General features: G+C 72.4%; 8 protein-coding genes. 1 reads left to right on the forward strand and 7 read right to left on the reverse strand.

The window, feature by feature from the left end; all coding sequences use genetic code 11:
• Positions 1 to 70: 70 nt before the first annotated feature.
• The 5 genes from ACZ5XZ_RS24345 to ACZ5XZ_RS24365 form a co-directional block, all read right to left on the reverse strand.
• Positions 71 to 2,047 carry an ATP-dependent DNA helicase gene (locus ACZ5XZ_RS24345; protein WP_468981421.1) on the reverse strand — a complete coding sequence of 659 codons (1,977 nt, stop codon included), beginning with the start codon at positions 2,045 to 2,047 and terminating at the stop codon, positions 71 to 73.
• A gap of 41 nt (positions 2,048 to 2,088) precedes the next feature.
• The gene (locus ACZ5XZ_RS24350) at positions 2,089 to 3,855 is read right to left on the reverse strand and encodes an IucA/IucC family protein (protein ID WP_468981423.1); all 1,767 of its coding nucleotides are present in this window, start codon (positions 3,853 to 3,855) and stop codon (positions 2,089 to 2,091) included.
• A gap of 106 nt (positions 3,856 to 3,961) precedes the next feature.
• Positions 3,962 to 4,663, reverse strand: coding sequence for a GNAT family N-acetyltransferase (locus tag ACZ5XZ_RS24355; RefSeq protein ID WP_468981424.1), 702 nt, complete (start codon positions 4,661 to 4,663; stop codon positions 3,962 to 3,964).
• Positions 4,664 to 4,771: 108 nt separating this feature from the next.
• Complete coding sequence (locus ACZ5XZ_RS24360; protein WP_468981427.1) at positions 4,772 to 6,799, reverse strand: IucA/IucC family protein; 2,028 nt, start codon at positions 6,797 to 6,799, stop codon at positions 4,772 to 4,774.
• Positions 6,796 to 8,190 (reverse strand): diaminobutyrate--2-oxoglutarate transaminase family protein, encoded by a 1,395-nt coding sequence (locus tag ACZ5XZ_RS24365; protein ID WP_468981428.1) that lies wholly within the window; start codon positions 8,188 to 8,190, stop codon positions 6,796 to 6,798. Before ACZ5XZ_RS24365 ends, ACZ5XZ_RS24360 begins: the two co-directional genes overlap by 4 nt.
• Before the next feature lie 283 nt (positions 8,191 to 8,473).
• Here ACZ5XZ_RS24365 and ACZ5XZ_RS24370 point away from each other — a divergent pair, with 283 nt between their 5' ends.
• Positions 8,474 to 9,661, forward strand: coding sequence for a trypsin-like serine peptidase (locus ACZ5XZ_RS24370; RefSeq protein WP_468981430.1), 1,188 nt, complete (start codon positions 8,474 to 8,476; stop codon positions 9,659 to 9,661).
• Positions 9,662 to 9,784: 123 nt separating this feature from the next.
• Here ACZ5XZ_RS24370 and hflX read toward each other — a convergent pair whose 3' ends face one another.
• The gene (gene hflX, locus ACZ5XZ_RS24375; RefSeq protein ID WP_468981432.1) at positions 9,785 to 11,272 is read right to left on the reverse strand and encodes a GTPase HflX; all 1,488 of its coding nucleotides are present in this window, start codon (positions 11,270 to 11,272) and stop codon (positions 9,785 to 9,787) included.
• Positions 11,273 to 11,418: 146 nt separating this feature from the next.
• On the reverse strand, positions 11,419 to 12,969 hold the full coding sequence (locus tag ACZ5XZ_RS24380; RefSeq protein WP_468981434.1) for a M1 family metallopeptidase: 1,551 nt from the start codon (positions 12,967 to 12,969) through the stop codon (positions 11,419 to 11,421).
• Between the last annotated feature and the right edge of the window lie 201 nt (positions 12,970 to 13,170).

The raw sequence follows: 13,170 nt of genomic DNA on the forward strand, positions 1-13,170 counted from the left end.
GCTGGTGGGGGTTGCTCAATTGATGGTTGCGGTACGGGCCCCGCATGTTGCCGTACCGGCCCGCGAAGGGTCATTCCCCGCCCTCCGCCGCCTTCGCCGCCGCGTCGATGGCCGCCAGTGAGCGGCGGACCTGGTTGCGGTCGGTGGTGTACCAGAAGTCCGGCATGGACTTGCGCAGGAAGGAGCCGTAGCGGGCCCGCTCGACGCGGGGGTCCAGCACGGCGACGACACCGCGGTCTCCCGTGGCACGCACCAGACGTCCGGCGCCCTGGGCCATGAGCAGGGCCGCATGGGTGGCCGCGACGGCCATGAAGCCATTGCCGCCGGACTCCTCCACGGCCTTCTGGCGGGCGCTCATCAGCGGGTCGTCGGGACGCGGGAACGGGACCCGGTCCATCACCACCAGCTGGCAGTTCGGCCCCGGGACGTCGACGCCCTGCCACAGGGAGAGGGTGCCGAACAGGCACGTACGGGCATCGGCGGCGAAGGTGCGGATCAGCTCGCCCAGGGTCTCCTCGCCCTGGAGCAGGATCGGCATGTCCAGACGGCCGCGCAGCTCCTCGGCGGCGGCCTGGGCGGCGCGCATGGAGGAGAACAGGCCGAGCGTGCGGCCGCCGGCCGCCTCGATCAGCTCGGTGAGCTCGTCGAGCATGTCGGTACGGCTGCCCTCGCGGCCCGGCTGGGCCAGATGCTTGGCGACGTAGAGGATCCCCTGCTTCGAGTAGTCGAAGGGGGAGCCGACGTCCAGCCCCTTCCACGGGGGGACGTCCTCCCCTTCCGTGCCCTCGGGGGACAGGCCCAGGGAGGCCGCGACGCCGTTGAAGTCGCCGCCGAGCTTGAGGGTGGCGGAGGTGAGGACCACCGAGCGGTCCTCGAAGAGCTTCTCGCGCAGCAGGCCGGAGACCGACAGGGGCGCCACCCTCAGGGACGCGCCGAAGCGGTCGTGGCGCTCGTACCAGACCACGTCGCACTCGGAGCCGTTGGCGATCCGCTCGGCCACGGCATGGACGTTCTCCACGGAGGCGAGGGCCTGCTTGCGGACGGCGTCCTCGTCCTGGACCGACTTGTCGCGGGTCGAGCCGAGTGCCGAGACGACCGTACGGGCGGCGTCCCGCAGCGCCATCAGGCAGTAGCCGAGGTCCTCGGGGATCTCCTCCAGGCGGCCGGGCAGCGCCAGCTCCATGAGGCGCTCGAAGGTCTCGGCCGCGGTCTGGAGCTGGTCGGCGGCCTTTTCGTTGACGAGCTTGGCGGCCCGGCGCACGGCGCGGTTGACCTGGCCGGGGGTGAGCTCGCCGGTGGCGGCGCCGGTGACCCGGGAGACCAGCTCATGGGCCTCGTCGATGATCAGGACCTCGTGCTGCGGGAGGACCGGGGCGCCCTCGATCGCGTCGATGGCGAGCAGCGCGTGGTTGGTGATGACGACATCGGCGAGCTTGGCGCGCTCCCTCGCGGCCTCGGCGAAGCACTCCGCGCCGTAGGCGCACTTCGACGCGCCCAGGCACTCCCGGGAGGAGACCGAGACCTGCCCCCAGGCGCGGTCCGAGACGCCGGGGGTCAGGGCATCGCGGTCGCCGGTCTCGGTCTCGTCCGCCCAGTCGCGCAGCCGCAGCAGGTCCTTGCCGAGCTTGCTGGTCGGGGTCGCCTGCTCGAACACGTCGAAGAGGCCGTCCTCCTCTTCCTGCGGGGCGCCCTCATGCAGGCGGTGCAGGCACAGGTAATTGGAGCGGCCCTTGAGCATGGCGAACTCCGGGCGGCGGCGCAGCTGCGGATGCAGCGCGTCGACCGTACGCGGAAGATCGCGCTCCACCAGCTGGCGCTGCAGCGCCAGAGTGGCCGTGGCGACCACCACCCGCTCGCCGTGGGCGAGCGCCGGCACCAGATAGCCGAGGGACTTTCCGGTGCCGGTGCCGGCCTGGACGAGGAGGTGGGCGGATTCGTCCACGGCCTCGGCGACGGCCTCGGCCATCGCCACCTGGCCGGGGCGCTCGGTGCCGCCGACGGCGGTGACGGCGGCGTGCAGCAGATCGGGGAGGGAGGGCTTCGTCATAGCGCTGCAAGCCTACGCGGGACCACTGACAGCCGGTCCGGTCACGGGGCGTGCAGGGGGTTGGGGACGGTCCCGTGGACGGCGGCGTGCGGGCGCTCGTGGCGGTCGCGGTAACCGTCCACATGCAGACGGTTGCGGTTCAGGCAGAGCCGCTCGATCCGCGGGGTGAGCAGGTCGAACGTCTCGTGCCGCTCCTTCAGGCCGGGGAAGCGTTCGTGGTGGCGCAGGATCTCCGCCCGTACGAGTGACCAGAACTCGGCCTCGGGGACGTCCAGTTGGTCCGCGCACAGCGGCGCGAGGTAGCGGAAGACGCCGACGAACAGGCCGGAGTGGATGAACTGGGTGAGGAAGGAGGGCGGTTCGGTCAGCAGCACCGTGCGGACGTCGTCCGGCATGGAGTCGTGCTCCGGGAGCGGCTGGGAGGTGGTGTTGACGTCGTCGACGAAGTCCTTGACCGCGAGGCGGGTGGGCACGTCGTGCTCGTCGAAGACCACGATGGCGTTCTCGCCGTGCGGGGAGAACACCGTGCCGTACTGGTAGAGGAAGTGCAGCAGGGGCGGCAGCAGCGCGGCGAAGAGCCGGCCGAGCCACTCGCGCGGGGGCAGCCCCGAGCGGTGCACCAGCTCCGTGGTCAGGGCCCGGCCCCGGGGGTCGGTCTGCAGCAGCGAGGCCAGGGTGCGGGCGCGCTCGCCCGGGTCGAGGTATCCGCTGATCGGCTCGCGCCAGATGCAGCCCAGCAACTCCTTGAACTGGTACGGGACGCCGGGCAGCCGGTCGTAGAGCGGGTGCTCGACGGTGACGGAGGCGGTCTCGCCGAGCAGGATCACCCGGGTCTCGTCGCTCAGGTAGGGGTCGGCGTCGCGCAGTCCGTGGACCCAGCGGGTGACGGCCGGCGCGGCGAGGGTGCGCTCGGTGGGCAGACCGCGCCAGACGAGGGTGTTGAGGATGGACAGCGGGAGTTTGACCGTACGGGCCTCGGGCCGGCTGAGGTTGAGGAAGGTGCGGATCGACTGCTGCGGCAGGCGGAGGTCGTTGTCAGTGGGCAGCGCGATGATGGATCTGTCGGCGAGTTGCGGGGCGAAGAGCGGGGCGATGGTCTCGTCCCATTGCCAGGGGTGCACGGGGAGATAGAGGTAGTCGGCGGGGTCCTGGCCCTGGTCGGTGATGGCGCGGGCGAAGGCGTGACGGGTGGCGGGGGCGAGTTCCTCGCCGTAGAGACGATCGGGGGTGGCGAGCGTGGGGATACCGCGGTAGTGGGCGAGGCGGTGGTGCGCGGCGAGCCAGGGCAGGCGCTGGGCGGTGCGGGCTTCCGGGGCCCAGGTCGCCGCGTCGGCGGCGGAGAAGCCGAGCCGTCCCTTGTTCGCGACGAGCCAGGGGTGGCCGGTCTGGTGCCCTTCGAGGGAGGCGTAGTCGAGGTCGGCGAGCTCGGCGGCGCTGAGGGCGGTGGCGTCGAGGCGGGTGTCGGCGGCGAGGGTGGCGGTCAGCTCGCGGATCAGGTGTCCGGTGGTGTCGCCGGACAGGTGCAGGACGGTGTCGTGGGCGTGGGTGAGGAAGTCGAAGGGGTCGGTCGCCGGGGTGATCGAGTGGGGGTCGACGCGCCAGTGCCCGTAGGCGCCCCGGCGGGCGCGGAAGCGGTAGACCAGCTCGTCGGTGACCGGCAGGCGGTATTGCGGGGTGCCGTCCGCGGCGGTGCCGTCGGGCTCGGGGGTGAGGACTTCCTCGTACGCGAACTCGGCCAGGATCTTGGCGAACAGTCGGCGCGCGGCGTGCTGCCAGGCGCTGTGCGAAGGCTGGGGTTCAGGCGGCAAGACGGGACTCCCTCGAAGCGGGACCGCTCCGGCACGTGCGGGGGACAACCGGGGCGGCGCGGTGGACGGCGGACCGGACCGGGAACGGCGATGGACGGCCCCGGATTCAGTGCAGGTGGCGGTGGGCGCGGTCGCGGATCATCAACGCCGCGCGTTTGCCGGGCAGTTCGAGCTCTTCGGTATAGCGGAAACCTCCGGCCAGGAAGGCCGCGACGGAGGCGGTGTTGCGCAGATCGGGCTCGGCGATGACCCGCGTGCACTGCGGGCGGCGGTCGAGCACGAGGTCGGCGATGGCGCGCAGCAGGGTGCTGCCCAGGCCGCGGCCGCGGTCGGCGCCACCGCCGATGAGCAGATGGATCCCGGTGTCGTGGGGCAGCGCCGGGTAGTGGCGGGCCAGGGGGTCCAGGTCGGCGCGGTAGATCTCCCAGTAGCTCATCGGGACGCCGCCCAGCACACCGAGGCAGGGCACGCTGCGGCCGTCGCCGTCGAGCTGGTCGCGCAGATGGGCGGCGGTGGTCCCGGGCGGTCCGGACAGCTCCCAGAAGGCCGCGACTGCGGGATCGTTCATCCAGCCGGTGATCCGGTCGAGGTCGCGGGCCGGCCGGACGGGAACGAGTTCGAACGGCCCGGCGGTGGTGTCGGCCGGTCCCCAGCCCGCCAGGTTGTCCAGCAGCGGGCCGGTGCCGGTGAGGACCGGGCGCGACGGCCGACGGCGTCCTCCGGTGAGCAGCGCGCGCGACTCCGGCGGGAGTCGGCGATCCTGGGTGTCGTCGGAGCTGGAGCCGAGGCCGGACTCGGTGGGTGGCACGGCGACGCTCTCCTCTCGTGGCCGGCTCCCGCGTGGCCTTGTGGGTCGCGGGATGCCGGCGCCGGGGGCTCGTGGGGTGACTTCGCTGCGGCGGGCTGTGGCGGGCGGCTAGGAGGCCAGGGGGTTGGGCAGGGTGACGTAGACGGACTGGGTCTCGACCGGGCCGACGAGTTCGTCGAGCCCGTGCAGGCGGGTCGCGAGGTTGGCCTTGCAGCGCAGGGTGCGGGCGGACAGCAGCTGGTCGGGGAGCCGGGAGCGGTGCGCGCGGGGCGCTGCGGCGGCGCTGTCGAGGAATCGCCGGAAGGCGGCCAGCAGGATCTCCTCGCGGACCAGGCGCTGGGCCCCGAAGGCGCCGATGAGGCCGAGGACGTTGTTGATGCCCAGGTAGTAGGCGAAGCGCTCGTCGGTGACCTCGTCGGCGACGAAGGTGTCGCTGGCCGCGCCGATGCCGGGCAGCCGTCGCTCCAGCTCGGCGCGGCGGGAGGCGCGGAAGTAGTAGCCCTGGTTGTCGCGGTAGCGGCCGCCGACGGGCCAGCCGTCGGGGTCGAGCAGCACCAGGGTGTTCTGCTGGTGGGCCTCCAGGGCGACGCCGGCCGTACCGTCGAGCCACAGCAGGGGCCGTACGACCGCTTCGAGGTAGCGCAGGAACCACTCGGTGGCGACGGCGCCCAGGGCGCGGCCGGTGCGGGCGGCGAGCGTGCCGACGAGGTCCTCGAGGCGGGAGCGGGCGCCCGCGTGGCCGGGCCAGGGCCGGGGAGAGGTGAGGCCGGCGATGCAGACCGCGTCGTCGCCGGTGCTGAAGGGGTTGTGGCGGATGACGGCGTCGAGGCCCTGGACGGGTTCGCCGTCGGGGCCGTCGACGGCGAGATAGGCCGGGTCGCGGACGATGTCGAAGCCGGGATGGGCGGCCTGCCACTGCTCGGCGAGGCCGGTGCGCAGCAGCCGGTGCACCTCGACCCCGCGGATGAGTTCCTTGCGGAGGTTCTCCCGGCGGGAGTTGGTGATGCGCAGCCCGAGGGAGAGTTTGAGCATGGCGTCCGCGCCGGGGCGGTAGACGGTGCGGACGGAGGAGGTGGGGTGCCAGCGGGGGCCGTGGATCCCGAGGTCGCGCAGCAGACCGGCCTCGCGGAGTGCGGCGATGTCGGGGCGGTCGGCGAGTTCCCTGGCCTGCCAGGGGTGCAGCGGCAGCGGCACGGTCCCCTCCGGCAGGGACAGGCCGTCTCCCGCGAGGCGCGCGGCGAGCTGCTCGGCGGAGACGGGCTTGCCGCGTTCGGTCCAGGCGGAGTCGGTGGCGACGACGGAGCGGTGCACGGCCACCCAGTGGAGCGGGAAGGCGCCGCGCAGTTCGGGCGAGAAGGCGCGGGTCTCGGCGTCGGAGAGGCCCTCGCGGCTCTTGGGCGTGGGGTGCAGCGGGTGGCCGAGGAGCAGGGACTGCTCGGCTTCGAGGAAGAGGTCGCCATGGTCGTCGGCGGGCCTGGCGCGACGGTCGGCGAGGAAGGTGGCCACGTTGCGTACGGAGTTGGCGACCCGTCCGATGAGTTCGGCGCCCTCGCCGTCCGGTGTCTGCGGCTGCTCGGCCTCCGGCTCCGGCCGTTCGCCGTCCGCCACTCGGTGCTCGCCGCCGTCCGAGGCCCGCCGGTCGCCGCCGTGCGCGGCCTCCCGGCGCAGCAGCGCGGCGAGGGTGACGGCGTCCAGCGGGGCGGCGCCGGCCGGGGTGCCTTCGAGGGTGGGCGCGCCCAGGCGGTGCCAGCCGGTGGGTGACCAGTAGCGGACGGGGATGTGCAGGGCGCTGGCGGCGGCTCGCAGGGGGATGCGCAGGCGGCCGCCGGCCGGGCGTGCGGTGCCGTTCTCGCGGAGCCAGCAGCGCAGGAGGTGCTCGATGCCGGCGGCGTCGGCGGCGACCGCCGGGTCCGGGTGGTCGAGGGGGTCGTGGTCGCCGTGGCGGGCCCGCTCGTGGCGGCCGGGAGCGCCCGGACCGGTGGCCTGGCAGGGTTCTTCGTGGGTCTGCTGGTGGCAGGTGTCGCCGGGGGTGCGTCGCTGCTGGCGCGGTACGGACTCCAGCGTGCCGGCGCTGTGGTGCCGGTCCGGGATCCGCTCGGCGGGCTGGGCGTTGTCGGGGCCGGGGCGTTCGTTCATGCGGAGGTGCCTCGCAGTGTCGTGGGGGATGAGCCCGTCGGCCCGGGGGTGGTGCGGACCGCCGCCAGGACGGCGTCGGCGAGGCGGTCGAGGATCGCGTCCGCCTGTTCGTCGGTGATGGTCAGGGGTGGCAGCAGCCTGACGACGGCGGAGTGCCGGCCGCCCAGTTCGACGATCAGGCCGCGGTTGAGGCAGGCGCGCTGGACGGCGGCGGCGAGCTCGGGGGCGGCGGGGCGGGCGCCGGTGGCGTCGGCGTCCGCCTCCCGGTCGACGAGTTCGACGCCGAGCATCAGTCCGCGTCCGCGGACGTCGCCGATGCAGTCGTGGGCGTCGGCGAGGGTGCGGAGCCGGGCGAGCATCCGGGCGCCGAGTTCGGCGGCGCGGGCGGCGAGGCCGTTGGCGCGGACGTAGGCGAGGGTGGCGGCTCCGGCGGCCATGGCGAGCTGGTTGCCGCGGAAGGTGCCGGCGTGCGCGCCGGGCTGCCAGGCGTCGAGCTCCTCCCGGTAGACGATCACGGCGAGCGGCAGGCTGCCGCCGATCGCCTTCGACAGCACGATCACGTCCGGCACGATGCCGCTGTGTTCGACCGCCCAAAAGGTGCCGGTGCGGCCGACGCCGGTCTGCACCTCGTCCACGATCAGGGGGATCTGCCGGGCGGCGGTGAGCTCCCGCATCCGCCGCAGCCAGTTGTCCGGGGCGGGGATCACGCCGCCCTCCCCCTGGACGGGTTCCAGGATCATCCCGGCCGGCCGGGGCACCCCGCTCTTGTGGTCGTCGAGCAGGTTCTGGGTCCAGCGTGCGGCGAGTTCGGCGCCGCGCTCGCCACCGGTCTGGAAGGGGCAGCGGTAGTCGTACGGGTAGGGCAGCCGGACCACGCTGGTGTGCTGCGCTCCCCCAGAGGCGGCGAGCGCCTCGGCGGTCATGCCGTGGTAGGCGCCGGAGAACGCCATCAGGCCGTCCCGGCCGGTCGCGGTGCGCACGAGTTTGAAGGCGGCCTCGACGGCGTCCGTGCCGGCCGGGCCGCAGAACTGGATGCGGGCGTTGTCCGCCAATTCGGCGGGCAGCGTGGCGAAGAGCTCGGTGGTGAAGGCGTCCTTGACGGGCGTGGCCAGGTCGAGGATGTGCAGCGGCGCGCCGGAGTCGAGGACCGCGCGGATCGCTTCGAGCACCACCGGGTGGTTGTGGCCGAGGGCCAGGGTGCCGGCGCCGGAGAGGCAGTCGAGGTATCTCCGGCCGTCGGCGCCCTCGATGGTCAGCCCGCGGGCGCGCACCGGGACGATGGGCAGCGAGCGTGCGTAGGTGCGGGCAGCGGACTCACGCAGGGACTGTCGGCGCAGAATCCCCTCGTGGGCCGGCGGCGCGGCCGCCGGCACGGTGTCGGTCAACGCCACGGCAGTTGTGTCCTCCTGCTTGGTGAGCTGCTGAACAGCGCGCGGGTCGTGCGGGCAGCCCGGCTGTCCCCCGTACGTACCAACGACGCCGGCGACGCCGGATCACGGTTGCGAACAAGATCCTTGACGGCTGGGAACCGGGACCCCGAGTACCGCCGTCTCCCTCGTCACCGGCATAGTGGGGTGTTGCGCCGAGATCTTGGGGTTCATGACAAGTTCCATCCGGCGCGACTCCGCTCATGCCACACCGGCTCAGCCCGATTCACCCAGGGGGACAACACCCATGCGATCCATACGCCGGCCAGTCCTGGCCGCCGCCGCTCTCACCGCCGTCGTGGCTCTGACCGCCACCGGCTGCGGCCCCGAGGGCGGCAACGCGGACGCCAAGCCCAGCCAGTCCGCGGCGGACACCACGGGTGGGGGTGAGATCAAGATCCCCCAGGACATCCAGGACAAGCTCAAGGAGCACGGCGTCGACCTGGACAAGTGGAAGAACGGCGCGTGGAAGAACTGGGACAGGGACAAGTGGCTCCGGGAGGCCGGGGAGTTCATCAACCCGATCATCAAGGACTTCTGGAACCCGGACAAGATCGAAAAGGTCAAGCCCCCGAAGGACCCCAGCAAGCCCGGGGACATCTCCGAGGACCAGGGCAAGACCGACCCCGAGCCGGCCGCCGTCCAGGCTCAGCCGGTCAAGACCCCCTACACCTCCACCGCTGCCGGTGTGGGTCTGCTGCTGTTCAGCACCCCTGAGGGCGAGTCGCGTTGCTCGGCCACCGTCGTCAAGGACCCGGCGCACCCCGGCAAGTCCAACCTCGTGTGGACCGCCGCGCACTGTGTGCACGCCGGCAAGAACGGCGGCTGGTACCGCAACATGATGTTCGTGCCGAACTTCAACAAGAACGGCGTCTCCGCCGACAAGCTGAAGGCCACGCCCTTCGAGGACCGCGTCCCGGCGGGCAAGTGGTGGGCCGACGACATGGCGACGTCCAATGAGTGGATCAAGGACGGCGGCGCCGTTCCGGGCGTGCCGATGGCTCCGTACGACTACGCGCTGATGCATGTGAAGCCGGAGTCGTCCACCGGCGGCAAGTCGCTGGAAGAGGTCGCCGGCGGCGCGTACGCGGTCGACTTCAACGCCCCGGCCATGGGCAAGATCCCGAGCCTGACCGCGCAGGGCTACCCGGCCGAGGCGCCGTTCGACGGTGCGGCGCAGCAGCAGTGCACCGACAAGCCGACCCGTCTGACGATGGACGCCAAGAAGCCGACCATGTACCGCATCGGCTGCACCATGACCGGTGGCTCCTCCGGTGGCCCCTGGTTCATCAAGGGCGCCGACGGCAAGCCGGTGCTGGTCTCCAACATGTCGATGGGTCCGCGTCCGGCCCGCTGGTCGGCCGGTCCGCACCTGGGTGCCGAGGCCAAGACCCTGTTCGACAACATGAGCAAGAAGTGGGCTGCCAAGCAGTAGCCGTCCACGGCGGGGGCGCTCCGGCGTGCCGACGGCGTCCCCGCGCCGCTCCATGAACGACCATGACGAAGGCCCGCCCCGGTCTCCCCGGGGCGGGCCTTCGTCGTGTCTCCTGCGGGCCGGTTACGCCGCCGGCACGAACGGCTCGAACTCCGCGGCCAGCTCCGCGTGCACCCGCGCCTTGAGGACCGTGCCGTCCGCGGTGTGCTCCTCGGAGATGACCTCGCCCTCGGCGTGCGCCCGCGAGACCAGGGCACCCTGGGTGTAGGGCACCAGCGCCTCGATCTCGACCTGCGGCCGCGGCAGCTCGTCGTCGAGCAGGGTCAGCAGCTCCGCCAGGCCCTGGCCCGTACGGGCCGAGACCGCGATGGCGTGCTTCTCCTGGCGCAGCAGACGCTGGAGCACCAGCGGATCGGCCGCGTCGGCCTTGTTGACGACCACGATCTCGGGCACGTCCGTGGCGCCCACATCGCGGATCACCTCGCGGACGGCGGCCAGCTGCTCCTCCGGCACCGGATGCGAGCCGTCGACCACGTGCAGGATGAGGTCGGACTCGCCGACCTCCTCCATCGTGGAGCGGAACGCCTCGACGAGGTGGTGCGGCAGATGCCGGACGAAGCCGACGGTGTCGGCGAGGGTGTAGAGCCGCCCGCTGGGCGTCTCGGCCCGCCGCACGGTCGGGTCCAGGGTGGCGAACAGGGCGTTCTCCACCAGCACACCGGCACCGGTGAGGCGGTTGAGGAGCGAGGACTTGCCGGCGTTGGTGTAGCCGGCGATGGCGACCGAGGGGACCTTGTTGCGCCGGCGTTCCTGGCGCTTGATGTCCCGGCCGGTCTTCATCTCCGCGATCTCCCGGCGCATCTTCGCCATCTTCTCGCGGATCCGCCGCCGGTCCGTCTCGATCTTGGTCTCACCGGGACCACGGGTGGCCATACCGCCGCCCGCCGAACCGGAGCCACCGCCACCCATCTGCCGCGACAGCGACTGGCCCCAGCCACGGAGCCTGGGCAGCATGTACTGCATCTGCGCCAGCGCGACCTGCGCCTTGCCCTCCCGGGACTTGGCGTGCTGGGCGAAGATGTCGAGGATCAGCGCGGTCCGGTCGACGACCTTGACCTTGACGACATCCTCGAGGTGGATCAGCTGGCCCGGGGAGAGCTCACCGTCGCACACCACGGTGTCGGCGCCGGACTCCAGCACGATGTCCCGCAGCTCCAGCGCCTTGCCCGAGCCGATGTACGTGGCCGGGTCGGGCTTGTCACGGCGCTGGACGACGCCGTCGAGCACCAGGGCACCGGCGGTCTCGGCCAGCGCTGCGAGCTCGGCCAGGGAGTTCTCCGCGTCCTGCACCGTGCCCGCGGTCCAGACACCGACGAGCACCACGCGCTCCAGGCGCAGCTGGCGGTACTCGACCTCGGTGACGTCCTCGAGCTCGGTGGACAGGCCCGCGACGCGGCGCAGCGCGGCCCGCTCCGAGCGGTCGTACTGGTCGCCGTCACGCTCCCCGTCGATCTCGTGGCTCCAGGCGACGTCCTCTTCCATCAGGGCGTCGGCCCGAAGGCTCTCGGGGAGGCGCTGCCGGTCCTGCGGAAGGGAAGAAGAGGAGGTCATTTGATCCTTTGCGTCGTTGGGAAGCCCTCAAGGGGACCTGCCGGTCCCACCGGGACTGTCGCTGGTGTCAACGTACGAGGCGTCCCGGAGATTCCCGGGCCGGTCGTCGTCGACCCGAAGATGGTCGCACGGGCCAGGGAGGGCCGTCACGCGGGTTTTCCGGGCCTTGCGGGCATTCCGGGGTTCCCGGTCGCCTTCCTCGGCCGCCACTCCTGGTGGCCGGGCATCGGAGGCGTCCGCTCGCCGTAGAGCCATCCCTTGAAGAAGCTCGCGAGGTTCTGTCCGGAGATCTTGGAGGCCAGCGCGATGAAGTCGGCGGAGTCCGCCACGCCGTCGCGGTGCTGGGTCACCCACTCGCGTTCGAGGCGGTCGAAGGCGGCGGCGCCGATCTTGTGCCGCAGGGCGTACAGGACCAGTGCGCTGCCGTCGTAGACCACCGGGCGGAAGAGGCTGATCTTCTCGCCGGGGCTGGGGGCCTTGGGCGCGGCGGGCGGCCCGCCCTCGGCGCGCCAGCCGTTGGACTGCTCGTAGGCGCTGCGCATACGGCTGTCCAGGGAGATCCGGCCGCCCTTCTCCTGGGCGTAGAGGGCCTCGTACCAGGTGGCATGGGCCTCGTTGAGCCAGACGTCGGACCAGCGCCGGGGGCTGACGCTGTTGCCGAACCACTGGTGGGCCAGCTCGTGCACCATCACGGACTCGACGTACCACGCGGGCAGCTGCGGGTTCGTGAACAGGCTCTTCTCGAAGAGCGAGAGGGTCTGGGTCTCCAGCTCGAAGCCGGTCCTGGCGTCGGCGATCAGCACCCCGTACGCCTCGAAGGGGTAGGGGCCGAGCTTGCGCTCCATCCAGGAGACGTGGTTCGGGGTCCTGGCCAGCCACTTCTCCAGGAGGTGCCGGTCCACGGTCGGTACGACGTCGCGGATCGGCAGGCCGTGCGGCCCGTTCCGCAGCAGCACACTGGACTTCCCGATGGAGACCTGCGCCAGCTCGGTGGCCATCGGGTGGCCGGTGCGATAGGTCCAGGTGCGCCGCGCCGCCCGGCTGCCCGAGCCCACCGGCAGCCCGTTGGCGACGGCGGTCAGCTCCTGGGGCACGGTGATGTGGAAGGTGAACAGCGCCTTGTCGGAGGGGTGGTCGTTGCAGGGGAAGACGCGGTGCGCGGCGTCCGCCTGGTTGGCCATCGCCAGCCCGTCGGAGGTGCGGATCCAGCCGCCGTCGCTCTTGCCGCGGGGGTCGCTGGTGTGCTGGATGACGATCTTCACCTCCTTCCCCCGGGACAGGTGGGCAGCCGGGGTGAGCACGAGGTCCTCACCGTGCTGCTCGTGCTGGGCGGGCTGCCCGTCGATCTTCGCGGAGCTCACGGCGCCACGGTCGAAGTCGAGGTTGAGGTGGTCGAGCTCGGTGGTGACCTTGGCGGTGATCTCGGTGGTGGCCTTCAGCGGCCGGTCGTTGTGGCCCGAGTAGTCCAGGGTGACGTCGTAGGACGTGACGTCGTAGCCGGTGTTGCCGAGCGTGGGGAAGAGCCGGTCGCCCAGGCCCTGCGGCCCCGCGGGCTGCGGCGCGGCCACGCCGAGGGTGGCGACGGCGGCCAGCCCCAGGGCGGTGGCCCGGCGGCCGGTCCAGCGGATCCGGCCGCTCGGGGCAGCGGGCAGGGGGCGGTCGGAGTCGGCGGACGGTCGACGCGAGTCAAGGGACATGAACTACGGCTACCAACGCGGCCGCCTCCGCCGTGGGCAAGGCGGCAAACGACACCCGAACGGGCGGCGGATCGTGCGTCCGTCTTAGGTCGTGTCCGCAAAGTCCCGCCTGGCCTGCGGGCGGACGACGGCACTTTGCGGACACGACCTGGGGCCTTTCCGGCCCTGACCCATCGGACAGGCCCTGGGGCGCGTTCCCTG

The organism is Streptomyces sp. NPDC033270 (assembly GCF_055576575.1).